General features: G+C 58.6%; 25 protein-coding genes. 18 read left to right on the top strand and 7 right to left on the bottom strand.

Features of this window, described 5'->3' with window-relative positions:
• The first annotated feature begins 23 nt into the window (after positions 1–23).
• From ACQ4W6_RS04235 to ACQ4W6_RS04220, 4 genes are all read left to right on the top strand, one after another.
• Complete coding sequence (locus ACQ4W6_RS04235; RefSeq protein WP_436565935.1) at positions 24–1,241, top strand: ABC transporter substrate-binding protein; 1,218 nt, start codon at positions 24–26, stop codon at positions 1,239–1,241.
• Positions 1,242–1,402: 161 nt separating this feature from the next.
• A complete protein-coding gene (locus tag ACQ4W6_RS04230; protein ID WP_436565934.1) occupies positions 1,403–2,287 on the top strand; it encodes a branched-chain amino acid ABC transporter permease in 885 nt (294 codons plus the stop codon).
• A 31-nt stretch (positions 2,288–2,318) separates the two neighbouring features.
• A complete protein-coding gene (locus ACQ4W6_RS04225) occupies positions 2,319–3,299 on the top strand; it encodes a branched-chain amino acid ABC transporter permease (protein WP_436565933.1) in 981 nt (326 codons plus the stop codon).
• 76 nt (positions 3,300–3,375) lie between these two features.
• Positions 3,376–5,436 (top strand): 3-hydroxybutyrate oligomer hydrolase family protein, encoded by a 2,061-nt coding sequence (locus ACQ4W6_RS04220; protein WP_436565932.1) that lies wholly within the window; start codon positions 3,376–3,378, stop codon positions 5,434–5,436.
• Between the two features lie 50 nt (positions 5,437–5,486).
• On the opposite strand, the gene ACQ4W6_RS04215 is transcribed toward ACQ4W6_RS04220, so the two are convergent.
• The 3 genes from ACQ4W6_RS04215 to ACQ4W6_RS04205 form a co-directional block, all read right to left on the bottom strand.
• On the bottom strand, positions 5,487–6,644 hold the full coding sequence (locus ACQ4W6_RS04215) for an iron-containing alcohol dehydrogenase (protein WP_436565931.1): 1,158 nt from the start codon (positions 6,642–6,644) through the stop codon (positions 5,487–5,489).
• 32 nt (positions 6,645–6,676) lie between these two features.
• On the bottom strand, positions 6,677–6,847 hold the full coding sequence (locus ACQ4W6_RS04210; RefSeq protein ID WP_436565930.1) for a hypothetical protein: 171 nt from the start codon (positions 6,845–6,847) through the stop codon (positions 6,677–6,679).
• 87 nt (positions 6,848–6,934) lie between these two features.
• Positions 6,935–7,255 carry a DMT family transporter gene (locus ACQ4W6_RS04205; RefSeq protein WP_436565929.1) on the bottom strand — a complete coding sequence of 107 codons (321 nt, stop codon included), beginning with the start codon at positions 7,253–7,255 and terminating at the stop codon, positions 6,935–6,937.
• Positions 7,256–7,592: 337 nt separating this feature from the next.
• Here ACQ4W6_RS04205 and mnmG point away from each other — a divergent pair, with 337 nt between their 5' ends.
• From mnmG to ACQ4W6_RS04140, 13 genes are all read left to right on the top strand, one after another.
• A complete protein-coding gene (gene mnmG / locus ACQ4W6_RS04200) occupies positions 7,593–9,530 on the top strand; it encodes a tRNA uridine-5-carboxymethylaminomethyl(34) synthesis enzyme MnmG (protein ID WP_436565928.1) in 1,938 nt (645 codons plus the stop codon).
• The gene (gene rsmG / locus ACQ4W6_RS04195) at positions 9,527–10,171 is read left to right on the top strand and encodes a 16S rRNA (guanine(527)-N(7))-methyltransferase RsmG (RefSeq protein ID WP_436565927.1); all 645 of its coding nucleotides are present in this window, start codon (positions 9,527–9,529) and stop codon (positions 10,169–10,171) included. The genes mnmG and rsmG overlap by 4 nt, the downstream gene beginning before the upstream one ends.
• A gap of 168 nt (positions 10,172–10,339) precedes the next feature.
• The gene (locus ACQ4W6_RS04190) at positions 10,340–11,110 is read left to right on the top strand and encodes a ParA family protein (protein ID WP_096232943.1); all 771 of its coding nucleotides are present in this window, start codon (positions 10,340–10,342) and stop codon (positions 11,108–11,110) included.
• Between the two features lie 65 nt (positions 11,111–11,175).
• Positions 11,176–12,060 carry a ParB/RepB/Spo0J family partition protein gene (locus ACQ4W6_RS04185; RefSeq protein ID WP_436565926.1) on the top strand — a complete coding sequence of 295 codons (885 nt, stop codon included), beginning with the start codon at positions 11,176–11,178 and terminating at the stop codon, positions 12,058–12,060.
• 272 nt (positions 12,061–12,332) lie between these two features.
• Positions 12,333–12,701 carry an ATP synthase subunit I gene (locus ACQ4W6_RS04180; RefSeq protein ID WP_436565925.1) on the top strand — a complete coding sequence of 123 codons (369 nt, stop codon included), beginning with the start codon at positions 12,333–12,335 and terminating at the stop codon, positions 12,699–12,701.
• 51 nt (positions 12,702–12,752) lie between these two features.
• Positions 12,753–13,562, top strand: a complete 810-nt coding sequence (gene atpB / locus ACQ4W6_RS04175; RefSeq protein ID WP_436565924.1) for a F0F1 ATP synthase subunit A — start codon at positions 12,753–12,755, stop codon at positions 13,560–13,562.
• 59 nt (positions 13,563–13,621) lie between these two features.
• Positions 13,622–13,900: a F0F1 ATP synthase subunit C gene (gene atpE / locus ACQ4W6_RS04170; protein WP_071080009.1), complete on the top strand. Its 279-nt coding sequence runs from the start codon at positions 13,622–13,624 to the stop codon at positions 13,898–13,900.
• 43 nt (positions 13,901–13,943) lie between these two features.
• The gene (locus tag ACQ4W6_RS04165) at positions 13,944–14,414 is read left to right on the top strand and encodes a F0F1 ATP synthase subunit B (RefSeq protein ID WP_436565923.1); all 471 of its coding nucleotides are present in this window, start codon (positions 13,944–13,946) and stop codon (positions 14,412–14,414) included.
• 2 nt (positions 14,415–14,416) lie between these two features.
• Complete coding sequence (locus tag ACQ4W6_RS04160; protein ID WP_436565922.1) at positions 14,417–14,962, top strand: F0F1 ATP synthase subunit delta; 546 nt, start codon at positions 14,417–14,419, stop codon at positions 14,960–14,962.
• Between the two features lie 78 nt (positions 14,963–15,040).
• On the top strand, positions 15,041–16,582 hold the full coding sequence (atpA, locus tag ACQ4W6_RS04155; protein ID WP_183736595.1) for a F0F1 ATP synthase subunit alpha: 1,542 nt from the start codon (positions 15,041–15,043) through the stop codon (positions 16,580–16,582).
• 62 nt (positions 16,583–16,644) lie between these two features.
• Positions 16,645–17,520 carry a F0F1 ATP synthase subunit gamma gene (atpG, locus tag ACQ4W6_RS04150; protein ID WP_436565921.1) on the top strand — a complete coding sequence of 292 codons (876 nt, stop codon included), beginning with the start codon at positions 16,645–16,647 and terminating at the stop codon, positions 17,518–17,520.
• Between the two features lie 29 nt (positions 17,521–17,549).
• On the top strand, positions 17,550–18,950 hold the full coding sequence (atpD, locus tag ACQ4W6_RS04145; RefSeq protein WP_102122748.1) for a F0F1 ATP synthase subunit beta: 1,401 nt from the start codon (positions 17,550–17,552) through the stop codon (positions 18,948–18,950).
• 62 nt (positions 18,951–19,012) lie between these two features.
• Positions 19,013–19,432 (top strand): F0F1 ATP synthase subunit epsilon, encoded by a 420-nt coding sequence (locus tag ACQ4W6_RS04140; RefSeq protein WP_010393776.1) that lies wholly within the window; start codon positions 19,013–19,015, stop codon positions 19,430–19,432.
• 68 nt (positions 19,433–19,500) lie between these two features.
• Here the strand turns inward: ACQ4W6_RS04140 and ACQ4W6_RS04135 are convergent, their stop codons facing one another.
• From ACQ4W6_RS04135 to chvE, 4 genes are all read right to left on the bottom strand, one after another.
• Entirely contained in the window at positions 19,501–20,061 is a 561-nt protein-coding gene (locus tag ACQ4W6_RS04135; RefSeq protein ID WP_436565920.1) for a hypothetical protein, read from the bottom strand.
• Between the two features lie 327 nt (positions 20,062–20,388).
• A complete protein-coding gene (gene mmsB / locus ACQ4W6_RS04130) occupies positions 20,389–21,612 on the bottom strand; it encodes a multiple monosaccharide ABC transporter permease (protein ID WP_436565919.1) in 1,224 nt (407 codons plus the stop codon).
• On the bottom strand, positions 21,602–23,143 hold the full coding sequence (gene mmsA / locus ACQ4W6_RS04125; protein WP_436565918.1) for a multiple monosaccharide ABC transporter ATP-binding protein: 1,542 nt from the start codon (positions 23,141–23,143) through the stop codon (positions 21,602–21,604). The genes mmsB and mmsA overlap by 11 nt, the downstream gene beginning before the upstream one ends.
• A gap of 116 nt (positions 23,144–23,259) precedes the next feature.
• The gene (gene chvE / locus ACQ4W6_RS04120) at positions 23,260–24,291 is read right to left on the bottom strand and encodes a multiple monosaccharide ABC transporter substrate-binding protein (RefSeq protein WP_436566050.1); all 1,032 of its coding nucleotides are present in this window, start codon (positions 24,289–24,291) and stop codon (positions 23,260–23,262) included.
• Between the two features lie 416 nt (positions 24,292–24,707).
• Here chvE and ACQ4W6_RS04115 point away from each other — a divergent pair, with 416 nt between their 5' ends.
• On the top strand, positions 24,708–25,868 hold the full coding sequence (locus tag ACQ4W6_RS04115) for a fumarylacetoacetate hydrolase family protein (protein WP_436565917.1): 1,161 nt from the start codon (positions 24,708–24,710) through the stop codon (positions 25,866–25,868).
• The last annotated feature ends 31 nt before the right edge of the window (positions 25,869–25,899 follow it).

Raw genomic sequence — 25,899 nt, 5'->3', positions numbered from 1 at the left:
ACAATAATCCCAACGGAGACACTATGAAACGTAACGCTATCGCCATTGCCACCGCCACCCTGTGTACCCTGTCTGCACTGGGCTTTTCCGCTGCGGCGCACGCCCAGGTATCGGGCGACACCATCAAGATTGGCTTTATTTCCGACATGTCGGGCGTGTACTCCGACGTCGACGGTTTAGGGGGCGCGGAAGCCATCAAGATGGCCATCGCCGATGCTGGCGTCGTGCTGGCTGGAAAAAAAGTGGAATTCATTTCCGCCGACCATCAAAACAAGGCCGACATCGCCGCCTCGAAGGCGCGCGAATGGTTCGACCAGCAGGGCGTCGACATGCTGATCGGCGGCACCAATTCCGGCGCCAGCCTGGCCATGGCCAAGGTGGCGGCGGAAAAGAAAAAGATCTTCATCGCCATCGGCGCCGGTTCCTCGCGCCTGACGAATGAAGAATGCACGCCGTACACCGTGCATTACGCCTACGACACGGTGGCGCTGGCGCGCGGCACGGGCGGCACCATCGTCAAGCAGGGCGGCAAGAGCTGGTATTTCATGACGGCCGACTATGCGTTTGGCCATTCGCTGGAAAAAGACACGGCCGAGGTCGTCAAGGCGGCCGGCGGCAAGGTGTTGGGCAGCGTCAAGCATCCGCTGGGCGCTTCCGACTTTTCCTCGTTCCTGCTGCAGGCGCAAGCGGCCAAGCCGCAAATCCTGGGCCTCGCCAATGCCGGTGGCGACGCCATCAACAGCATCAAGGCGGCCAACGAGTTCGGCTTGACGAAATCCATGAAGCTGGCCGGCTTGTTGATCTTCATCAATGACATTCATTCGCTGGGCTTGAACCTGACGCAAGGCATGTACCTGACGGACGGCTGGTACTGGGACTTGAATGCGGAAACGCGCGCCTGGTCGAAGCGCTACTTCGCCAAGATGAAGAAGGAGCCGTCGATGCTGCAGGCGGCCGACTATTCGGCCGCCGCCAATTACCTGAAAGCCGTCAAGGCGGTCGGCACGGACGACACGGAGAAGGTCATGGCCTACCTGAAAAAGACCAAGATCAACGACATGTTCACCCAGAATGGCGAAGTGCGTCCCGATGGCCGCATGGTGCACGATATGTACTTGATGGAAGTGAAGAAGCCGTCCGAATCCAAATACCCATGGGATTACTACAAGGTGGTAGCCACCGTGCCCGGCGCGCAAGCGTACGTGACCAAGGCGGAATCGAAGTGTTCGCTGTGGAAGTAACGCTGTAGTAACACCTACGGATTGCCCGCCTGTGCGCGGGCAGTCTGTCCTGCACGCTCTTCGCTCGCAGGGTTCGCCTTGCGTCGCCGTGCCAGTGAGCGGCGGCGTATTTCCCTTGATACCACACCGTCACCCGGCGGTGCTTTTTATACTGTGATGCCATGGAAATTTTCGGCGTTCCATTACAAGCGATGATGAGCCAGCTGCTGCTGGGCCTCGTCAACGGCTCGTTCTATGCCATGTTGTCCCTCGGTCTGGCCGTCATTTTCGGCTTGCTCAACGTTATTAATTTCTCGCACGGCGCCATGTACATGATGGGCGCCTTTTTGGCCTGGATGGGCCTCAGCTATTTCGACATCAATTACTGGGCCATGCTGGTCATCGCGCCTGTCCTGGTTGGCCTGTTCGGCATCCTGATCGAAAAGACCATGCTGCGCTGGCTGTACAAGCTTGACCACCTGTATGGCTTGCTGTTGACCTTCGGCATCACCCTGATCATGGAAGGCGTGTTCCGCTCGTTCTACGGCGTCTCGGGCCAGCCGTATGCGGTGCCCGAAGCGCTGGCCGGCGCGACGGACCTGGGCTTCATGATCCTGCCAAACTACCGCGCCTGGGTGGTGGTCGCCTCGCTGTCGATTTGCCTGGCAACCTGGTTCGTCATCGAGAAAACCAAGCTGGGCGCCTACCTGCGCGCTGGCACGGAAAACCCGAAACTGGTGGAAGCGTTCGGCATCAACGTGCCGCTGATGGTCACGCTGACGTTCGGCTTCGGCGTGGCGCTGGCCGGTTTCGCCGGCGTGCTGGCCGCGCCCATCATCCAGGTGTCACCGTTGATGGGCTCGAACCTGATCATCGTCGTGTTTGCCGTGGTGGTGATTGGCGGCATGGGTTCCATCATGGGCTCCATCCTGACGGGCCTGGGCCTGGGCGTGATCGAAGGCCTGACCCGCGTGTTCTACCCGGAAGGCTCGGCCACCGTGGTCTTCGTGGTGATGGTCATCGTGCTGCTGCTGCGTCCCGCCGGCCTGTTCGGCAAAGAAAAGTAATTCTCATCAGTCATGTATTGGAGCTACCACGATGAATAAGAATGTAGGCTACGCCATCGCCTTGCTGCTGGCATTGGCCGCCCCGTTTTACGGCTATCCCGTCTTCCTGATGAAGTTGCTGTGCTTTGCCCTGTTTGCCTGCGCCTTCAATTTGCTGATCGGCTACACGGGCTTGCTCTCGTTTGGCCACGCTGCCTTCTTTGGTGGCGCCGGCTATGTCACCGGCTATGTGCTGCGCACCTGGGGCTGGCCGACGGAACTGGGACTGCTGGCCGGCGTCGCCACGGGCGCCTTGCTGGGCCTGCTGATGGGCGGCCTGGCAATCCGCCGCCAGGGCATCTACTTTACGATGATCACCCTGGCGCTGGCGCAGATGGTGTATTTCCTCGCCTTGCGCCTGCCGTTCACGGGTGGCGAAGATGGCTTGCAGGGTGTTCCACGTGGAACCTTGCTGGGCATGATCGATCTGGGCAACGACACCGTCTTGTACTATGTTGTGCTGGCCATCTTCATCGCCGGCTTCGCCCTGATCGTGCGCACCATCCACTCGCCGTTCGGACAAGTGCTCAAAGCGATCAAGGAAAATGAACCGCGTGCCATTTCGCTCGGTTACGACGTCAACAAGTACAAGCTGATGGCCATCGTGCTGTCCGCCTCGCTGACCGCGCTGGCCGGTGCCACCAAGACGCTGGTGCTGGGCTTTGAAACCCTCACCGACGTCTACTGGGGCATGTCAGGCCTGGTCGTGCTGATGACCCTGGTGGGCGGCATGGGCACCCTGGCCGGCCCCATCCTCGGCGCCGTGCTGATCATCGCGTTGGAAAACAAGCTGGGCGATGTGGGCACTTTTCTCGCTACCCACACCGGCATCGAGTGGTTCAGTACGCTGGGTGAATCGGTGGGCATCGTCACCGGCATCATCTTCGTCATTTGCGTGCTGATGTTCCGGCGCGGCATTGTCGGCGAAGCCATCGCCCGTTTCGGCGGCAGGACGGCCAAAGCCGCTGTCTGAGTTTCCAGCAACGCCGGACTGCCAGTCCGGCGTTTTTCATTGTGCGTCCAGTGTTACCTCAACGGAGAGAACCACCATGCAAACGACGATCACGCGCGCGGGCGGCAGCCTGTGCACCTTGCTGGCATTGACAGCCTGCGGCAGCAACCATGCACCGGAAGAACTGAACCAACTGCCCGCTTACCTGGGCAGCATCACGCAGGCAGACTATGACGGCAAGAGCAACGATTTGTTGACGGCCGGCCTGGGCAAGACGGGACTGGCTGCAGCGGCTCCCGCGTATGCCAATGCAGACCAGCCGACGCCGCAAGAGTTGCGCCGCAACGCCATCCACGCCAATTACCGTGCCGTGCTCGACATCGGCGCCAACAGCGGCTACGGCACGCTGTACGGGCCAAATGTCGATAGCAGCGGCAATGTGGGCGCGGGCGAAGGGCTCATAGGCGGCAGCGAATACATCGCCTATGCCGATGATGGCACGGGCAAGAAAAACGTCACCCTGATGGTGCAGATACCTGCCAGCTTCGATCCCGAGCGCGCCTGCATCGTCACGGGCACGTCGAGCGGCTCGCGCGGCATCTACGGCGCCATTGGTAGTTCCGGCGAATGGGGCTTGAAAAAAGGCTGTGCCGTGGCGTATGCCGACAAGGGCTCCGGCACGGGACTGTATGTGTTCGAAGATGACAGCGTCAACTTGCAAAACGGCCAACGCGCCGGCAGAGCCGCTGCCGCCAAGAACGCCATCTTCGCACCGGACTTGAGCGACGCCGAGCGGCTGGCCTTTGCCACCGCCAACCCGAACCGCATCGCCTTCAAGCATGCGCACTCGCAGCAGAACCCGGAAAAGGATTGGGGCAAGGCAACCTTGCAGGCCGTCGAGATGGCCTATTACGTCTTGAACGAACGCTATGGCGTGCTGGCGCGCGACAGTAGCAAGCACCTGGTGCGCCTGACGCCAAAGAACACCATCACCATTGCCTCGAGCATTTCCAACGGCGCCGGCGCGGCGCTGCTGGCGGCAGAACAAGATACCAAAGGCTTGATCAGCGGCGTTGCCGCCAGCGAGCCACAAGTCCAGCCTGCCGCATCGATTGCCTACAGCGTGCGCCAGGGCGGGGTGGCAGTGGCCGGTCCCGGCCGTGCGCTGTTCGACTATGCGACCTATGCGGCGCTGTATCAACCGTGCATCGCGTCAGTGGCCGGCAGTGCGGGACGCTGCACGGCGCTGGCCGCCAAGGGCCTGCTCACTGGTGCCGACCTGGCGGCGCAGCAGGCGGACGCGAAAAAGCGCTTGCAAGCCTATGGCTGGTTGCCGGAGTCCGATGCACTGCAGGCTGCGCATGCGGGCACGAATATTTTAGTAGCTGTCACGTATGCCTATGCCTACGGCAAGTTTTCCGTGACAGATAAAGTGTGCGGGTTCAGTTTTGCCCAGACGGACGGGACAGGCAATCCGACACCGTTGACCTCGGCGCAAAAGGCGGCCAGCTTTGCCGCGCAAAACGGCATCCTTGGCAGTGTCTTCTACGAGAACAGCGTCGGCGGGGCGAAGGTCTATACAGCGGGGGTGTCGCCATCGAACACGCTGGCGGACCAGTCACTCGATGGTTTCCTGTGCCTGCGCAGCCTGGCGACGGGACAGGATAGTGTCAGTGGCAGCGCCCTGCAGGGCGCGCTGGCCGCGCAGAGTGCCAGGGTGCGCGCCGGCATGGTCGAGGTGCAGGTCAGCGGTAAATTGAATGGCAAGCCGGCCATCATCGTGCAGGGCCGTAGCGATACCTTGATTCCCGTCAATCATGCCTCGCGCGCGTATCTGGGGCTGAACGCCGCGGTCGAAGGGGCAAACAGCAAGTTGCGCTATATCGAGGTGACCAATGCCAACCACTTCGATTCCTTCAGCAGCGCCTTGCCGACTTTGATCGTGCCCCTGCACGTATACCTGAACCGTGCGCTCGATGCCATGTATGCGCACTTGAAAACCGCGCAAGCCTTGCCGCCATCACAAGTGGTGCGCACGCTGACGCGGGCCGATGCCACGACGGCGATCACGAATGTCAACCTGCCGCCGATTGCAGCGGCACCTGTGCCGGGCAACCTGATCAATGTGACGGGAACGGTGGTGGACGTGCCGAACTAGCTTGCTGTCGTGTCTGCCACGCGAGCCACGTGTTTCACGTGGCTTTTTTATTACAGGGCCGCCGCATAGATGGCACGCGCATCATGGCGCGTGACGGCACGGGGATTATTGCTCAGCAAGCGCGTCTGCAGCATGGCTTCGTCGGCCAGGCGGTCCAGGTCACTGGCGGCGATGCCTACTTCGCGCAGGGTGCGCGCGATGCCGGTGGCAAGCGCCATGTCTTGCATGGCGTCGATCAGGACGTTCGCCCGCGCCTCGTCGCTGCCTGTGATGCCGGGCTGGAGAAGGGTGGCCAGCTCCGCATACAGGGGAGCGGCGTGGGACAGGTTAAAACGCAGTACATGCGGCAGCACCAGCGCATTCGACAGTCCATGTGGCACGTGGAACAGGCCGCCGATGGGATAGGCGAGGGCGTGCACGGCGGCGACGGGTGCATTCGAAAACGCCTGGCCGGCCAGCATGGCGCCCAGCAGCATGGCCTGGCGTGCTGGCAAGTTGGCGCCATCGTTGCATGCCGGGATGAGATTGGCGGACAGCAGCGACAGCGCCTGCTTTGCCAACATGTCGGACAAGGGATTCTTGTGCAGGCGGCTGGTGTAGGCTTCGATCGCATGCACCATGGCATCGATGCCAGTGGTCGCCGTGATCGCAGGCGGCAAGCCCAGGGTCAGGCTGGCGTCGAGGATGGCCAGGTCCGCATATAGTTGCGGTGCAACCACGCCCAGCTTGGTGGTGGCTCCCGTGGTGACGATGGCGATGTTGCTCACTTCGGAGCCGGTACCTGCCGTGGTCGGCAATTGCACCAGCGGCAGACGCTGACCGTGGACTTTGCCGATGCCATACAGCTGCGCCAGTTCCTGGCGACCGGGTGCCAGCACGGCGATCAGCTTGGCCACGTCCAGTGAGCTGCCGCCGCCTAGACCAATGATGAGTTCCACGTGAAACATCTGCGCCATCGCCACCCCGGCGTGCACGACGGCTTCCGCTGGATCGGCTTGCACCTCGGAAAATACATGCACCTCGATCCCTGCCGCCCGCAGGCTGCGCAGGGGAGCGTCGGCCAGGCCCGTGCGCAAAAAGCCCGCATCGGTGACGAGGAGGGCGCGGCGGACAAACGGGAAGTGGTGGCCGATGTGCGGACCAAGCTGAGCGGTAGCGCCTGCTTCAATGATCAAATGGGGCACGGTGCGAAACTGGAAGGCGGACATGCATACTCCTGTCAGTAGGGACAGGGATAAGCTTACTCCGCTTTACCGTACGGTGCATGTTTCACGTGGAACCAATTTCCCGCAGCAACAGGCTGGCCAGCACGCTGAGAAAACCCATCACGGCCCAGAAGCATGGACACGATACCGACCTGGATGCCGACGAGGATAAACAGCCGGACGGGAAAGTAGTTTTCAAGGAGCATGGGAATCCTGTGCAGTGCAGTGAAATGCTGGACAAGGAGGTAGCGCGGCGGACGTGCTTGCGCCCGGCGCTACCTCGTTCAGTTTGATTAATGTGCGGAGGACATCTTCATCAGCACGATGCCGCAGACGATGAGGATGGCGGCGCAAACGCGCATAAAGCTCAGCTGTTCGCCCAGGGCAACGATACCGACGATGAAGGCGCCGATGGCACCGATGCCGGTCCAGATGGTGTAGGCCGTACCCAGCGGAATGCTGCGCATGGCAAATGACAGCAAGCCGAAGCTGGCGATCATCATGACGAGCGTAACCAGGGAGGGGATAGGTTTGCTGAAGCCCTCGGAGAGCTTCATGGAATATGCCCAGACGACTTCAAAAATACCGGCGATGAATAAGAGTATCCAGACCACAGTGGCTCCTTGTGCAGAGCGGGCCGTCCCGGTGTGTTCCCATGGTGGGGGAGGCCGTCCTCCAGAGCATCGTTCCCTTGGGCACAGGCGTGGCCACGGTTGCGAACGATGCAGCAATTGTAGCGAAAAATGGCCACGACGGCTATAGCGCTGGCGCCCTGCCAGCCACGGGCGCCACAGCATGATTGTGTTTCACGTGGAACAAAATGGGCTGTTCCGCACGGCTTGCTGAGTAAAAATTAAGCAAAATATGGCCTGTGGAAGGTTGCGCCTGCAAAAAGACTCTATAATCGGAGCTCAATCCTCGCATTTTTACTCGCACTGTTACCTATTAATCATGTTATTTCCTACAGAATTCGACGTCATCGTTGTCGGTGGTGGTCACGCCGGTACCGAGGCGGCCCTCGCTTCGGCCCGCATGGGGCAGAAGACGCTTTTGCTCACGCATAATATTGAGACACTGGGCCAGATGTCGTGCAATCCCTCCATCGGTGGCATCGGCAAGGGCCACCTGGTCAAGGAGGTCGATGCCATGGGCGGTGCGATGGCGATTGCCACCGACGAGTCCGGCATCCAGTTTCGTATCCTCAATTCCTCGAAAGGCCCGGCAGTTCGCGCCACGCGCGCCCAGGCCGACCGCATTCTCTACAAGGCTGCCATCCGCTCGCGCCTGGAAAACCAGCCCAACCTGTGGCTGTTCCAGCAAGCTGTGGATGATCTGATCGTCGAAGGCGACCGGGTCGTCGGCGCCGTGACGCAGATCGGCTTGAAATTCCTCTCCCGCGCCGTCGTGTTGACGGCCGGTACCTTCCTCGATGGCAAGATCCACGTGGGCCTGAATAACTACTCGGCCGGCCGCGCCGGCGACCCGCCTGCCATTTCCTTATCAAGCCGCTTGAAAGAACTGAAGCTGCCGCAGGGCCGCTTGAAAACGGGCACGCCGCCGCGCATCGATGGCCGCACGATCGACTTTTCCGTGATGCAAGAGCAGCCGGGCGACCTCGATCCCGTACCCGTCTTCTCGGTGATGGGCAACACATCCATGCATCCGCGCCAGGTGCCGTGCTGGGTCACGCACACGAACGCACAGACGCATGACATCATCCGCGCCGGTCTCGACCGCAGCCCCATGTACACGGGCGTGATCGAGGGCGTTGGCCCCCGTTATTGCCCGTCGATCGAAGACAAGATCCACCGCTTCGCGGGCAAGGAATCGCACCAGATCTTCCTCGAACCGGAAGGCTTGACGACGCATGAATTCTATCCGAACGGCATTTCCACGAGCCTGCCATTCGACGTGCAGATCGCCCTGGTGCAGTCGATGAAGGGCATGGAAAACGCCCATATCCTGCGCCCCGGCTATGCCATCGAATATGACTATTTCGACCCGCGCGGCTTGAAAGCGTCGCTGGAAACGAAGGCCGTGGCGGGCCTGTTCTTCGCCGGCCAGATCAACGGCACCACCGGCTACGAAGAAGCGGCTGCGCAAGGCATGCTGGCGGGCCTGAATGCAGCCTTGTTGACGCAGGACAAGGACGCCTGGGTACCCGGCCGCTCCGAGGCTTACCTGGGCGTGCTGGTCGACGATTTGATCACCCAGGGCGTGCAGGAACCGTACCGCATGTTTACCAGCCGCGCCGAGTACCGTTTGAGCCTGCGCGAAGACAATGCCGACATGCGCCTGACGGAAATCGGCCGCAGCCTGGGTTGCGTGGGCGACGCCCAGTGGCAAGCGTTCGAGATCAAGCGCGAAGCGGTGGCGCTGGAATTGCAGCGCCTGCGTTCCACGTGGGTCAATCCACGCATCCTGGCGGCCGCCGAATCGGAGCGTATCGTTGGCCAGGCCATCGAGCGCGAATACTCGCTGGCGGACTTGCTGCGCCGCCCGAACGTCACCTATGACACCTTGATGAGCATGACGGGCATCGAAGGCCAGGCCCTGGCCGGCCCCGGCGTGATTGACCCCGCAGTGCGCGAGCAGGTGGAAATCCAGCTCAAATATGCGGGCTATATCGAGCGCCAGAGCAAGGAAATCGAGCGCCACGAACACTATGAAAACCTGGCTTTGCCCGAGGGTTTTAACTATCTGGATATCGGTGCGCTGTCGATCGAAGTGCGGCAAAAACTCGACAAGCAGCGCCCTGAAACGCTGGGCCAGGCATCGCGCATTTCTGGCGTGACGCCAGCGGCAATTTCGCTGCTGCTGGTCCATTTGAAAAAGCGCGGCTTCGGTGGCGCGCAAACGCAGACTTTAAAGGATGAGGTTGTTGAATGAAGCAGTTTGACCGGGCCGCACTGGCCCTGATCTTGAATGAAGGAATCGCCGCGCTGGAGCTGGACTTGAGCGCGGATCAGTCGGAAAAACTGCTCGATTACCTGGCCTTGCTGGCCAAATGGAATAGCGTGTACAACCTGACATCGGTGCGTGATCCGCTGCAGATGCTGACCTTGCATGTGCTCGATTCGCTGGCGGCCATTCCCGCCTTCGCCGACGCGAAAAACGTGCTCGACGTGGGTGCCGGCGGCGGCTTGCCAGGCATGGTATTGGCCATCGCGCGGCCCGATGTGAAGGTATCGATGATCGATACGGTGCATAAGAAGACGGCATTTTTGACGCAAGTGAAGGCCGAACTGGGCCTGGCCAACGTTACCGTGTACACCAAACGCGTTGAACAGCTGGAAGTGCAGCAGAAATTCGACGTGATCACCTCGCGCGCCTTTGCCGACCTGTCCGATTTCGTCAACTGGTCGAACCACGTGCTGGCAGAGGGCGGTCAATTCATCGCCTTGAAAGGGGTGGCACCACCAGACGAGAGAGAGAGACTGCCGGCAGACTGGCAAGTGACGCAATTATGGCCTATCCAGGTGCCAGGGCTAAATGCAGAGCGCCATCTGGTATTTATAGCAAGAATTTAAAAGATGAAAAATTAAACGATATAAATCGTATAAATAGTTTATACGGTATAAATTATATAAACCGTATAAACGATTTATATCGTATAAATGAAATAAACAGTATAAATCGTTTCGGTGAAATGCCGGGGCGCACGATGAAGTTTGCATCTCTTTACAACTAGAAGATACATGGCCAAAATTTTTTGTGTAGCAAATCAAAAGGGTGGTGTTGGTAAAACCACAACAAGCGTCAACCTCTCCGCCGGTCTGGCCAAGTTGAACCAGCGCGTGCTGCTGGTCGACCTCGATCCGCAAGGAAATGCGACCATGGGCGCCGGCATCAACAAGGCCGGCTTGAAGGCGTCCACCTATGAAGTGATGCTGGGCGAGTCCGATGTCAAAACGGCACGCCAGCGTTCAGAGGCGGGACGCTTCGATGTCTTGCCGTCGAACCGCGAGCTGGCCGGCGCCGAAGTGGAGATGGTCGAGCTGGACAATCGCGAGCGCCGTCTGAAAGATGCGCTGGCCGAAGTGGACAGCGAATATGACTTCATCCTGGTTGATTGTCCACCGGCACTATCGATGCTGACCCTGAACGGCCTGTGCGCCGCGCATGGCGTGATCATCCCGATGCAGTGCGAGTACTACGCATTGGAAGGCTTGTCCGATCTGGTCAACACCATCAAGAAGGTGCATGCCAACCTGAACCCGGATCTGAAGATCATCGGCTTGCTGCGCGTGATGTTCGATCCACGCATGACATTATCACAACAAGTGTCGGCCCAGCTGGAACAGCACTTTGGCGACAAGGTCTTCAAAACCATTATCCCGCGCAATGTGCGCCTGGCCGAAGCGCCATCGTACGGCTTGCCCGGCGTGACCTTCGATCCCAGCTCGAAAGGTGCCCAGGCGTATATCGCCTTCGGCGCCGAAATGGTGGAACGCATCAAACATATGTAAACAAGAGGCAAGCGCCATCAGTAATATGATGTAAGCGCTTACTTCGAAAACACGATTAGGACAGCATGGCTACGAAAAAACTAAAAGGACTGGGTCGCGGACTCGACGCCCTGTTGGGCGGCGGCGGCGACTTCACCAGTTCCGAGCAACATCAACCCTCCAGCTTGCCCGTGTCACAAATGCAAGCCGGCAAATACCAGCCACGCACGCGCATGGACGAGGGGGCCTTGAATGAGCTGGCCGCCTCGATCAAGGCGCAAGGGCTGATGCAGCCGATCCTGGTGCGCCCGATCGGGCAGGACACCTTGAGCGGACTTGTTAAATATGAAATTATCGCCGGTGAGCGCAGGTTCCGTGCTTCGCAACTGGCCGGCCTGACGGACGTGCCGGTACTGGTGCGCGATGTGGATGACCTGGCGGCCGCTGCCATGGCGCTGATCGAGAACATCCAGCGCGAAGACTTGAACCCGCTGGAAGAAGCGCAGGGCATCCACCGCCTGATCGCCGACTTCAGTTTTACGCATGAGCAAGCGGCCACTGCGCTGGGACGCTCGCGCAGCGCTGTCTCGAACCTGTTGCGTCTGATGAACCTGGCCAGCCCCGTGCAGACCATGCTGATGGCCGGCGATATCGACATGGGCCATGCGCGCGCCTTGCTGGCCGTCGACGCGGCCAGCCAGATCAACCTGGCGAACCAGGTCGTGGCCAAGCGCTTGTCGGTGCGCGAGACGGAAAAGCTGGTGACTCGCACGGCCGAGGAAGCGGCTAACCCGGTCGCGCCGCGGCAAAAGGAAAAGTCGGGTGATATTGCGCGCCTGGAAGAAGAGCTGTCCGACGCTCTTGCCACGCCCGTCATTTTCAAGATGGGCAACAAAGGCCGTGGGCAATTGGTGATCGATTTTGCGGATCTTGACGTGCTCGATGGTTTGCTGACCCGTTTGCGTGGTTAAATAGCAAGCTGCAAAGACAGGGGGAGAATCGCGATCTAGACAGGCAGTCAACGCTTTCCAGGCGCATCGCGTGATCGCTTGATAACATGGCTGGAAGCGGCCAGGCAAGCGACTTTGCCATATATCGGTGCAAATGGCAGCGAATAGTCGGTAAAGCGTCAGTTTCGCGCAGCAATTGCCCTGCTGCGGTGCAGCAACGTTTGACTCCATAGATCAAAGCCAACTATAATCCCGTGTCTTTGCGTGTGTCGATTTTTCTGGGAACTTGGTAATTGAGTGATTCACAACAAAATATTGCCAAACCAGTCTACAAAGTAGTTGCTTTGCAGCTAGCAATCGCTATCAGTTTTGCAACGGTCACCCTGTTTTTTGGTGGCAGTGTCAGAGGTTGGTCCGCCGCATACGGCGGCGCTATCGCAGTCATCGGTAGCCTGGTATATGCCATGTTGGTGGTTCGCGGTTCTAGCGATGCCAACAAGGCATTCCGGGCGCATTTGCGCGCAGAAGTGGTGAAAATATTTATCACAGCGGTGCTGTTTGTATTGGCACTGGTGTTGTTTCAGTCGGCCGCCTGGTTATGGCTGATCTTGGGTTTCGCGGTGGCAACCTTAGCATACTGGTTTTCATTGCTCGCTGTTTAATCATTGGTTTTGGGGCCTGTTGTGCTCTGGAACGACAAATCTAAATTCATTATGACCACAGAACACGCTATTGAAGCGGGCCATGCTGCCCCGGCCAACGCCACAGAATACATCAGCCACCACCTATCCCACTTGAAAAGTGCGGATGGCGCTTATAACCTGGATACCTTCTGGGTCTCGGCTATCCTGGGTTTTGTTTTTCTTGCCGTTTTCTACATGGCATCGCGCCGCGCGACCGCCGGTGTCCCTGGAAAGTTGCAAAATTTCGTCGAAATGATCATGGAAATGGTCAATGAAACTATTAATGGGGCCTTTCACGCAAAAAGCAAGATCATCGCGCCGCTGGCCATCACGATTTTTGTCTGGGTCTGGCTGTTGAACGCGATGGACTTCCTGCCGGTTGACTTGCTGCCGATGATTTTGAGCTGGTTTGGCGTGCACAAGCTGCGCGTTGTAGCAACGGCCGACGTGAATCACACCTTCGCCATGTCGTTCTCGGTGGTGCTGTGCATTATCGCTTTCTCGATCAAGGCCAAGGGCCTGGGCGGCTGGATCAAGGAATTGTTCACGGCGCCGTTCCATGCAAGCGGCATCATCGGCACGATCTTGCTGGCCCCTGTCAATTTCTTGCTGCAAATGGTTGAGCTGGTTGCAAAACTGATCTCCCTGTCGCTGCGACTGTTCGGCAATATGTATGCCGGCGAACTGATTTTCATCTTGATCGCGTTGTTGCCTTGGTGGGCACAGTGGGCGTTGGGTGGTCCATGGGCAATTTTCCATATCTTGATTGTAACTTTGCAAGCTTTTGTGTTTATGGCGTTGACGGTTGTGTATCTGAGCCTCGCGGTTGAGAAGCATTAATCATTAACTTTATATTTTGTTTTTTTAGTATCTTTCGTTTTTAAATTTAGGAGAATTTTATGCAAGCTCTGATCGCACAAGTACAAAGCATGACCGTTCTGGCAGCAGCAATCATCATCGGCCTGGCCGCAATCGGCACCGCTCTGGGCTTCGCTATCTTGGGTGGCAAATTCCTGGAAGCTTCGGCACGTCAACCAGAACTGATGCCACAACTGCAAACCAAACTGTTCGTTATCGCTGGTCTGCTGGATGCCATCTCGATGATCGGCGTTGGTATCGCTCTGCTGTACACGTTCGCTAACCCGTTCCTGTCCGCTCTGACGGCTGTTGCTCAGTAATTCGCTCCAACCCTAGGAGAAACTTTTAGTTAGGAGCAAAGGTATGGACATCAATATGTCGCTCATCGGCCAGATGATCACCTTCGCGGTGTTGGTCTGGTTCTCGATGAAGTTCGTATTTCCAGCGCTGAACACAGCGTTGGATGAGCGTGCCAAACGAATCGCGGATGGATTGGCTGCGGCCGATCAAGGTCAGGCTTCGATGGCTGTCGCTGAAAAGCGTGCGCAAGAGGCATTGAACAGTGCACGTGAAGAAGCTTCGCAACGCGTTGCGGACGCTGAAAAGCGCGCCCAGCTGGTTGCTGAAGAGATCAAGCAAAATGCACAAGCTGAAGCTGCGCGTATCATTGCGCAAGCCCAGTCGGACGCCGAACAGCAACTGTCGAAAGCACGCGAACAATTGCGCGCTCAGGTGGCTGACCTGGCGGTCAAGGGTGCCGAGCAGATCTTGAAGCGTGAAGTAAACCCTGCGGCTCACGCCGAAATGTTGCAGCGTCTTGCTGTCGAGCTGTAATCATGGCAGAACTCGCAACCGTCGCCCGTCCCTACGCGGAAGCTTTGTTCCGCGTAGCCCAAGCTGGTAAGGAGTCAAGCAACCTCGCGGCGTGGTACGAACTGGTGTCCGAATTGGCACAGATCGGTAGCCACCCCGAGGTACAGGCGTACGCGCGCAATCCGAAAGTTTCGGAAAGCGACGTCGCCGCCACCATCCTGTCGTTGTTGAAATCGCCGCTCAATGAAGAAGTGAAAAACTTCGTCACCTTGTTGATCGAAAATGGCCGCATCAGCCTGCTGCCGGAAATCGGCGCGCAATTCCATCTGTTGAAAAACAGCATGGAAGGTGCGGCTGACGCCGAGATCACGAGCGCTTTCGATCTGAGCGAAGGCCAAACGGCCGAGCTGGTCGCAACGCTGGAAAAGAAATTCAGTCGTAAGCTCAACCCTGCCGTCACAGTGGATCCATCGCTGCTCGGCGGCGTGCGCGTGGTTGTTGGCGACCAAGTGCTCGACACCTCGGTGCGCGCCAAGCTGCAGCAGCTGCACGCTGCACTGGTGTCGTAAGACACGCGCTTCGGCAGGCCAGCTAAGACAGACCCTTACCCCTCGCGCAAGCTGAGAGAAACACTTTTAGGAGTTAGTATGCAACTCAACCCATCTGAAATCAGCGAGTTGATCAAGAGCCGGATCCAAGGTCTTGATGGCGGCGCTGAAGTGCGTAATCAAGGCACGGTTATTTCCGTCGCCGACGGTATCTGCCGCATCCACGGTTTGTCGGACGTGATGCAAGGCGAGATGCTGGAATTCCCAGGCAACACGTTTGGCCTGGCCATGAATCTGGAACGCGACTCTGTCGGTTCCGTGATTCTGGGTGCCTACGAGCACATCTCCGAAGGCGACACGGTGAAATGTACCGGCCGCATTCTGGAAGTGCCAGTCGGTCCTGAACTGCTTGGCCGCGTTGTCAACGCGCTGGGTCAGCCTATCGACGGCAAAGGCGCCATCGATACCAAACTGACGGCGGCGATTGAAAAAATCGCTCCGGGCGTGATCGCCCGTGAATCCGTTTCGCAACCTATGCAAACCGGCCTGAAGTCGATCGATGCGATGGTTCCAGTTGGCCGCGGCCAGCGTGAACTGATCATCGGCGACCGTCAAACCGGTAAGTCGGCTGTGGCGATTGATGCGATCATCAATCAAAAAGGCCAGGGCATGAAATGTATCTACGTCGCGATTGGCCAAAAAGCCTCGTCGATCAAGAACATCGTGCGCTCGCTGGAACAGCACGGCGCGATGGAATACACCATCGTTGTCGCCGCTTCCGCTTCGGAATCGGCCGCCATGCAATACATCTCGCCGTACTCCGGTTGCGCCATGGGCGAATACTTCCGTGACCGCGGTGAAGATGCACTGATCGTCTACGATGATCTGTCCAAACAAGCTGTTGCATACCGTCAAATCTCGCTGCTGCTGCGCCGTCCACCAGGTCGCGAAGCGTACCCAGGCGACGTGTTCTACCTGCACAGCCGCCTGCTGGAACGCGCAGCACGCGTGAACGCCGACTACGTCGAGAAGTTCACCAACGGTGCCGTCAAAGGCAAGACCGGTTCCCTGACGGCTTTGCCGATCATTGAAACGCAAGCTGGCGACGTCTCCGCATTCGTTCCAACCAACGTGATTTCGATTACCGATGGTCAGATCTTCCTGGAAACCTCGCTGTTCAACGCCGGTATCCGTCCTGCCATTAACGCCGGTATTTCCGTATCGCGCGTCGGTGGCGCCGCCCAGACCAAGGTCATCAAAAACCTGTCCGGTGGTATCCGTACCGACTTGGCGCAGTACCGTGAACTGGCCGCGTTTGCGCAGTTCGCTTCCGACCTGGACGAATCGACCCGCAAGCAGCTGGACCGTGGTGCACGCGTAACGGAATTGCTCAAGCAAGCCCAATACTCGCCACTGTCGATCTCGCTGATGGCCGTATCGCTGTTCTCGGTGAACAAAGGCTTCATGGACGACGTGCCAGTCAAGCAAGTGCTGTCGTTCGAAGCTGGTGTCCACGCTTACATGAAGACCAAGCAAGCTGCTCTGCTGGCCAAGATCGAAGAAACCAAGCAACTCGACAAAGACAGCGAAGCAACTCTGTCGGCGGCCATTGCTGATTTCAAGAAATCCGGCGCATATTAAGCGGCCAGGCGGCGCCCACCTCGAGTGAGGCGCCGCCCTACGCGCAGAAGGAGTAAGGACTCATGGCATCAAGCAAAGAGATACGGGGCAAGATCAAGAGCGTAGAGAATACGAAGAAGATCACCAAGGCGATGGAAATGGTCGCCGCGTCCAAAATGCGCAAGGCGCAAGAACGGATGCGGGCCGCTCGTCCCTACAGTGACAAGATTCGCAATATCGCCGCCAATCTGGCGACCGCCAATCCGGAATATACGCACCCGTTCCTGGCAGCAGCCCAGGGTACGCAGGCGAAGGCAGTGGGTTTCATCGTTGTCACGACCGACAAGGGTCTGTGCGGCGGCATGAACACCAATATCTTGCGCCAGGTGACGTCCAAGTCGCGTGAGCTGGAAGCAGCCGGCAACAAGATTGAAGCAGTCGCCATCGGTAACAAGGGTTTGGGTTTTTTGAATCGCATCGGCGTCAAGGTCATCGCTCACGCGATCCAGACCGGCGACACGCCGCACCTGGATAAATTGATCGGACCTGTCAAGGTCATGCTCGAAGAGTTCCAGGCAGGCAAGATCGATGCAGTTTACCTGTGCTACACCAAATTCATCAATACGATGAAACAGGTACCAGTCGTGGAGCAGTTGTTGCCACTGACGGCCGACAAGATCGTCGCCGACAAGGGTGCTCACTCGTGGGATTACATCTACGAGCCGGACGCGCAAAGCGTGATCGACGAATTGCTGGAGCGCTATGTAGAAGCGCTGGTGTACCAGGCAGTCGCGGAGAATCTGGCGTCCGAGCAATCGGCACGGATGGTCGCGATGAAAGCTGCAAGCGACAACGCGGGTAGTGTGATCGGCGAATTGAAGCTGATTTACAACAAGACCCGCCAAGCTGCGATTACCAAAGAACTCTCCGAAATCGTCGCCGGTGCGGCTGCGGTTTAAACGAATTTAACTATATTGAAGGAACGAACATGGCTGATGGCAAAATCGTTCAGTGTATTGGCGCTGTGGTGGACGTTGAGTTTCCCCGCAACGCTGTGCCCAAGGTATTCGATGCCTTGAAAATGGAGGGCTCTGCACTGACCCTGGAAGTACAACAGCAGTTGGGCGACGGCGTGGTGCGTACCATTGCACTCGGCTCGTCCGATGGCCTGCGTCGCGGCATGATGATCCAGAACACCGGCAAACCTATCATGGTGCCAGTCGGTAAAGCAACCCTGGGTCGCATCATGGACGTGCTGGGTAACCCGATCGACGAATGCGGCCCAGTGTCGCACGAGCAGATCGCGTCGATCCACCGCACCGCTCCTGCTTACGACGAACTGTCGCCATCGCAAGAACTGCTGGAAACCGGCATCAAGGTGATCGATCTGGTTTGCCCGTTTGCAAAAGGCGGTAAAGTTGGTCTGTTCGGCGGCGCTGGCGTAGGCAAGACCGTGAACATGATGGAACTGATTAACAACATCGCCAAGGCGCACAGCGGCGTGTCCGTGTTCGCCGGTGTCGGTGAGCGTACTCGTGAAGGTAACGACTTCTACCACGAGATGGCTGACGCGAAAGTGGTCGATCTGGAAAACCCAGAGAACTCCAAAGTAGCGATGGTCTACGGTCAGATGAATGAGCCGCCAGGTAACCGTCTGCGCGTTGCGCTGACCGGCCTGACGATCGCTGAATCTTTCCGTGATGAAGGCAAGGATGTTCTGTTCTTCGTCGACAACATCTACCGCTTCACGCTGGCCGGTACCGAAGTATCGGCACTGCTGGGCCGTATGCCGTCGGCTGTGGGTTACCAACCAACCCTGGCTGAAGAAATGGGCCGTCTGCAAGAGCGCATTACGTCGACCAAGACCGGTTCGATCACCTCGATCCAGGCCGTCTACGTTCCTGCCGATGATTACACCGATCCGTCGCCTGCTACCACGTTTGCTCACTTGGATTCGACCGTTGCGCTGTCGCGTGATATCGCTTCCCTGGGTATCTACCCAGCCGTGGACCCACTCGATTCGACCTCGCGTCAATTGGATCCGCTGATCGTTGGTCAAGAGCACTACGACACCGCGCGTGCCGTGCAAACGACCCTGCAACGCTACAAGGAATTGCGCGACATTATCGCGATTCTGGGTATGGACGAGCTGGCACCGGAAGACAAACTGCTGGTCGCCCGTGCACGTAAGATGCAGCGTTTCCTGTCGCAGCCTTTCCACGTCGCTGAAGTCTTTACCGGCGCGCCTGGTAAATACGTTTCGCTCAAAGACACGATCAAGGGCTTCAAAATGATCGCTTCGGGCGAACTCGATCACCTGCCGGAACAAGCGTTCTACATGGTCGGCACGATCGAAGAAGCAATCGAAAAAGCCAAGAAACTTAACTAAGTTAAGTTTGGGCCTAACCCCGCCCGTTAAACGGCGGGGTTCTTCAACCCGATAGGACACACATGGCACACACAATTCACGTTGACGTGGTTTCCGCTGAAGAACTGATTTTTTCAGGCGAAGCAGAATTCGTCGCGTTGCCGGGTGAGCAGGGCGAGCTGGGTATCTACCCACGCCACACGCCTTTGATTACCCGCATCCGTCCGGGCGCGGTCCGCATCAAGGTAGTCGGCCAGGCTGAAGAAGAGTTCGTCTTCGTTGCCGGCGGCCTGCTGGAAGTGCAGCCCGGCACCGTGACCGTCCTGGCCGATACCGCGATCCGCGGTCACGACCTGGATGAAGCGAAAGCGCTGGAAGCGAAGAAGTTAGCGGAAGAAAACATCCACAACAAGGATTCGGGCATCGACTACGCGCAAGCGCAAGCCGAGCTGGCCAGCGCGATTGCGCAGCTGGCAGCGATCCAGAAGCTGCGCAAGCATTAATTTGCATGCAAGCAGCAATGCAAAAAGCAGCCTTCGGGTTGCTTTTTTTTTGCGCCATCGTTAGTGCATCAGCTGCACATGCCGTAGGCGCTGCGTTCGGGGAAATAGCGGTACGTAAAGGTGCGTACCGGATAGCGCTTGCCGCCGACCAGCATGTCGGGCATGGACAAATCAAAACGCTGCGGCAACTGGCGTGGCAGTTGCAAGCGCAAGCGCCATTGGGTTTCGGCGCTGGAACCCACGGCGGAAAACATGATCGGCAGTTTTTCGATGACGTCGACGATCTCCGCTTTCCGGTTCATGCCGCGCTGATAGATGGTCAGCACTTTCGCTTCGGCGAATGGTGACTGGTGCGGCTCCTCCAGCAAAAAGGACAGGCGCGTGAAGCTCGCCTGCGTACCGATGGGCAAGGTAAAAATCAGCGCCAGTTCCGTGCCGCCTTCCTTCAGGGTGACGGGTGGCGTGGCATACACGCTGATTGAGCGCGGCAGTTCGAAGCGCGAACCTTCTGTCCACGTCTTGCACTCGGGCGTGGTGGCCTGGTACAGGCTGGGCGCCGTGTAATCATTGCAGGCGGAGACCAGCAGCAGGGGCAGCAGGGACAGCAGGGGCAGGGCGGAACGGCGCATGGGAGTCATGGTTGGAGGATGAGCCGACAGTGTAAGCGATCCATCCCTGATCTACCAGCGCGCCTAGGCTTGCCCTGGCGGTGCACGCCGTACCGACTGCAGCTGGCATTGCGCCGCCTGCAGCGCGCCGCCGATGACGTCGAGCACCAGCTGCCGACGAATTGCTGGCACTGGCCAGCAGCGACTTGAAAACGGCGTATGGATGCGACTTTGCTAACTGCGTCGAGCGCGTCGACATCACCGTGCGCCTAGTGGCCGTCTGACCGACAGCGCATAAAAAAAGGCCGGCGCAAGCGCCGGCCTGAGCCCCCTAAGGCTCGAACTGGTCTACTTGTTCTTGTTGATCACATCGATGAACACGGCCGCCAGCAGCACCAGGCCTTTGATCACTTGCTGGTAATCGATGCCGATGCCCATGATGGACATGCCGTTGTTCATGACGCCCATGATGAAGGCGCCGATGACGGCCCCCATCACCTTGCCGACGCCACCTGACGCCGAAGCGCCACCGATGAAGCAGGCTGCGATCACGTCCAGTTCGAAGCCGGTACCGGCTTTTGGCGTGGCCGTGTTCAGGCGTGCGGCGAAGATCAGGCCTGCCAGCGCGGCCAGCATGCCCATGTTGACGAAGGTGTAGAAGCTGACGCGCTCGGTCTTGATGCCGGACAGGCGCGCCGCTTTTTCATTGCCACCCACGGCATACACGCGGCGGCCCAGCACGGTGCGATTGGCGATGAAGGTGTAGGCGACGATGAGTACCGACATCACGGCCAGCACGTTTGGAAAACCGCGGTACGACGACAGCAGATAGCTGAAATACACCATCACGGCGGCGAAGATAGCGTTTTTCAGCAGGAAGAAGGCGCGCGGCTCGTTTTCCATGCCGTGTTTCATTTGCTTGGCGCGGCTGCGCAGCGAAGTGAAGATCAGCGCGCAAGCGGCGATCACGCCCAGCAGCAGCGAGAAGCCGCGCAGGTTTTCACCGCCGAACGGGTCGGGCAAAAAGCCTGAGCTCAGCATCTGGAAGCCTTCCGGGAAGGGACCGACCGATTGGCCTGCCAGCAGCGCCAGGGTCAGGCCCTTGAAGACCAGCATGCCGGCCAGCGTGACGATGAACGACGGGATCTTGAAGAAGGCGACAAAGTAGCCTTGCGCGCCGCCGATGACGGCGCCGGCGATCAGGCAGATGATGCTGGCGGCAACAAAGTTCATCTCATAGTTGACGATCAATACGGCCGCCAGCGCACCGACGAAGCCGACCACTGAACCGACCGACAGGTCGATATGGCCGGCCACGATGACCATCAGCATGCCCAGTGCCATGATGACGATGTAGCTGTTTTGCAGCACCAGGTTGGTCAGGTTCAGCGGCTGCATCAAGGTGCCGTCGGTCATGTACTGGAAAAATCCCATGATGACGAGCAAGGAGAGCAGCATGCCGTAGTCGCGCATATTGTTTTTCAAAAAGCCGGCGTAGCTTTTCGCTTCCGGTGCGGCGCCTGCAGCCGTAGTTGCTCGCGCCTGCGCTCCCGCTGTCAGTTTATTGTCCATTGTTCTCTCCGTGTGTGACGATCGCGCGCATGATTCTTTCCTGCGACGCTTCTGCTGCGCTTAATTCGGCCGCAAAGCGGCCTTCGTTCATGACATAGATCCGGTCGCACATGCCCAGCAATTCCGGCATCTCCGAGGAAATCATGATGATGCATTTACCTTCGGCTGCGAGCTCGCTGATGATGCTGTAGATCTCGTATTTTGCGCCGACGTCGATGCCGCGGCTCGGTTCATCCAGGATGAGGATATCCGGGCGTGAAAACAGCCACTTCGCCAGCACCACTTTTTGCTGATTGCCACCGGACAGGTTAACCACTTTTTGCAAGATGCTCGAGCAGCGGATTTTCAGCTTGCGGCGGAAATCGTCGGCCACCGCGAATTCGCGCTCCTCGTCGATGACCAGATTTTTCGATACCGCGTCCAGGTTCGCCAGGCTGGTGTTTTTCTTGATGTCTTCTTCGAGGATCAGGCCCAGGCCCTTGCGGTCTTCGGTGACGTAGGCCAGGCCGTGGGCGATCGCCTTGCCGATCGTGCTGACGTCGATTTCCTGGCCGTTCTTGAGCACCGTGCCACTGATGCGCTGGCCGTAGGCGCGTCCGAAAATGCTCATTGCCAGTTCGGTGCGCCCGGACCCCATCAAGCCGGCGATACCGATGATTTCGCCCTTTTTGGCATGCATGTTGATGCCCTTGATGACTGGGCGGTCGGCGTGCTCGGGATGGAACACTTTCCAGTCGCGCACTTCGAAAATGGTCTCGCCGATTGTGGGCGTGCGCGGAGGATAGCGGTCGGCCATCTCGCGCCCGACCATTTTTTCGATGATGCGGTCTTCACTGACGGGTTCGACCCGGCAGTCGAAACTGTCGACAGTATTGCCGTCGCGCAGGACTGTGATGGCGTCCGCGACGCGCGAAATTTCATTTAATTTGTGCGAAATCAGGATCGATGCAATGCCCTGGCGTTTCAGCTCCAGCAGCAGATCGAGCAGGGCCGCGCTGTCGCTTTCGTTCAGGCTTGCAGTCGGCTCGTCGAGGATCAGCAGCTTGACGTCCTTGCACAGTGCCTTGGCGATTTCGATCAGTTGTTGTTTACCGACGCCGAGGTTGGTCACCAGGGTGTCCGGCGACTCCTTCAGGCCGACTTTTTTCAGCAGTTCGCGGGTTTTTCCCTGCGCGTATTCCCAGTCGATCACACCCCTTTTGGAGGGTTCATTACCGAGGAAGATATTTTCGGCAATCGACATCAACGGCACCAGTGCCAACTCCTGATGAATGATGATGATACCGATTTCTTCGCTGTCCTTGATGTCGCGAAACTCGCGGGTCTGGCCCTGGTAATCGATGTCGCCCGTGTAGGTGCCGTGGCCGTAGACGCCGCTCAGCACTTTCATCAGGGTCGATTTGCCGGCGCCGTTTTCACCGACGATGGCGTGGATTTCGCCGCTGCGTACCTTCAGGTTGACATTATCGAGCGCAACCACGCCCGGGAAGGTCTTGCGTATCCCGCGCATTTCCAGGATAGTGTTTGTCATATAACCTCTCTGGCACAGCCGTGCGCTGGTCGGCGCGCCGGTCGTGCGGCAGTCTTGTCTTGAATTCTGTGCAGCGAAAGGCCCGGCGTGGCCGGGCCTTCAGTACCGTGTACGTGTTATTTCACTTGCGCTTCGGTGTAATAGCCGCTGCCGCTGACCAGCACTTGTTTCCAGTTCGCCTTGTCGACGGTGACGGGTTTCAACAGGTACGATGGCACGACTTTCACGCCGTTGTTATAGGTCTTGGTATCGTTGACGGTGGGCGTTTTGCCAGTCATCATCGCGTCGACCATGTTCGCCGTTACCTTGGCCAGTTCGCGCGTGTCCTTGAACACGGTTGATGCCTGCTCGCCGCGGATGATGGATTTGACGGAAGGGATTTCCGCATCTTGGCCCGTGACGATTGGAAAGGGTTGTTTCGGCGTGCCGTAGCCGACGCCTTTCAGCGACGACAGGATGCCGATGCTCAGGCCATCATACGGCGACAGCACGGCATCGACCCTGGCATTGCCGTAATAGGCGCTTAGCAGGTTATCCATGCGCGATTGCGCCACGGCGCCGTCCCAGCGCAAGGTCGCTACCTTGTCCATGCCCATCTGCTTCGAGCGCACCACCAGCTTGCCGCTGTCGATATACGGCTTCAGCACGGACATGGCACCGTTGTAGAAGAAGTGCGCGTTATTGTCGTCGGCCGAACCGCCGAACAGTTCGATATTGAATGGACCCTTGCCTTCTTTTAGCTTCAGCGCCGATTCGATATAGCCCGCTTGCAGCACGCCCACCTGGAAGTTGTCGAAGGTGGCGTAGTAATCGATGTTCTTCGTGCCGCGGATCAGGCGGTCATAGGAAATGACCTTGATGCCCTTGTCGGCCGCTTTTTGCAGCACGTTCGACAGCGTGGTGCCATCGATGGCGGCGATCACCAGCACCTTGGCGCCCTTGGTGATCATGTTTTCCACTTGCGCCAGCTGGTTCGGGATATCGTCGTCGGCGAACTGCAAGTCCGTCTTGTATCCCCGTTCCTTGAATACCTTGACCATATTGTCGCCGTCGGCGATCCAGCGCATCGACGATTTGGTTGGCATCGAAATGCCGACCGCGCCCTTGTCGGCGGCGTTCGCCATTGGTACCACGGCCATGCCGGACATGGCCAGCGCCAGGCTCGCGGCCAGCATTTTCATTGTTGTTTTCATTTCGGGTCTCCACCGTCTTTGATAGTTGAAGGTGCCAGGGGCGCGGTCTCTGTGGCCGGCTCCGTGCGGATGGCTAAATGCAGGCCACGGCAGATACTAGTTTGTCCACCCCGGACCCACCAATCAATTTTTTTACATCGGTGATATCCAAAACGGTATCGCCGTCGCAATTAATGCGATGCACCATTGGCTATCCCAAAACCCGAAATGGGCGTTGTGGCGTGTATGTAAAGCGTTTTTTGTTGCGTTGCAATACAAATAATCATCATGCAATTTGGTGATTTTCGTAATTGCGGCTGCCGATGGCGGCGCGCAGAATCGGTTCGGACTTGACTTGATTTCTCCCTGTAACCGCATTTCTGAAAGCCGCCATGCTGCCGATTTCTCCCGCTTCCCTGCTGCCCTTCGACCTTGCGCAGGCCACCCTGATTGGCCGCATGTGGCGCGACGGACCTTGCGTCGTCGCCGTGCGCGGCGGCGAAGTGGTCGACATCACCGCCACGGTACCGACGGTGGCCGAGTTGTTCGAACGCGCCGACGCGCTCGATATCGCCCGCCATGCGCCGGGCATCGCCCTTGGCCCCGTGCAGGCATTGCTGGAGCAGGCCCTCGCAGCCCCGCTGGATCAGCCGCTGCTGCTGGCACCGTGCGACCTGCAAGCCGTCAAGGCATGCGGCGTGACGTTCGCCGTCAGCCTGCTCGAAAGAGTGATCGAGGAGCAGGCGGGAGGCGATGCTGCAAGGGCTGCCAGCCTGCGCGCCGCGCTGCAAGAGACCCTGGGCAGCGACCTGTCGGCCTTGCGCCCTGGTTCGGATGCGGCGCAGCGCCTGAAACAGCAACTGCAGCAGCGCGGCGCCTGGTCGCAGTACATGGAAGTGGGCATTGGCCCCGATGCGGAAGTGTTCACCAAGGCGCAAGCCATGTCGTCCGTCGGCTGCGGTGCGCAGGTGGGCTTGCTGCCATCTTCCGCCTGGAACAACCCGGAACCGGAGATCGTTCTTGCCGTCAACAGCCGTGGCGAGGTGCTGGGGGCAACCCTGGGCAACGACGTCAACCTGCGCGATATCGAGGGACGCAGCGCGCTCTTGCTGGGCAAGGCCAAGGACAACAACGGTTCCTGCGCCATCGGCCCCTTCATTCGCCTGTTCGATGAACGCTTCACGCTCGACACCGTGCGCCAGGCGGAAGTATCCCTGCTGATCGAAGGCGCGGACGATGGTTTTGTATTGGAAGGCGCCAGTTTCATGCGCGAGATCAGCCGCGACCCGCTCGACCTGGTGCGCCAGACGGCGGGTTCGTACCACCAGTATCCGGACGGCTTCATGCTGTTTTTAGGCACCATGTTCTCGCCCGTGAAAGACCGCGATGCGCAGGGCGGCGGCTTTACGCACCACCTGGGCGACCGGGTCACCATCGCCAGCCCATCATTGGGCGCGCTGGTCAACGAAGTGCAGCGCTGCGATGCGATTGCTCCCTGGACGTTTGGCGTGCGCGCGCTGTACCAGAGCCTGGCCCAGCGCGGGCTGGCCTGATCCTATTTTTCAAACATTGAAATGAGAGACA

This window comes from Janthinobacterium woesei, from assembly GCF_051380875.1.
Lineage (GTDB): Bacteria > Pseudomonadota > Gammaproteobacteria > Burkholderiales > Burkholderiaceae_D > Janthinobacterium.
This window is presented reverse-complemented; position numbering and strand designations above follow the sequence as displayed.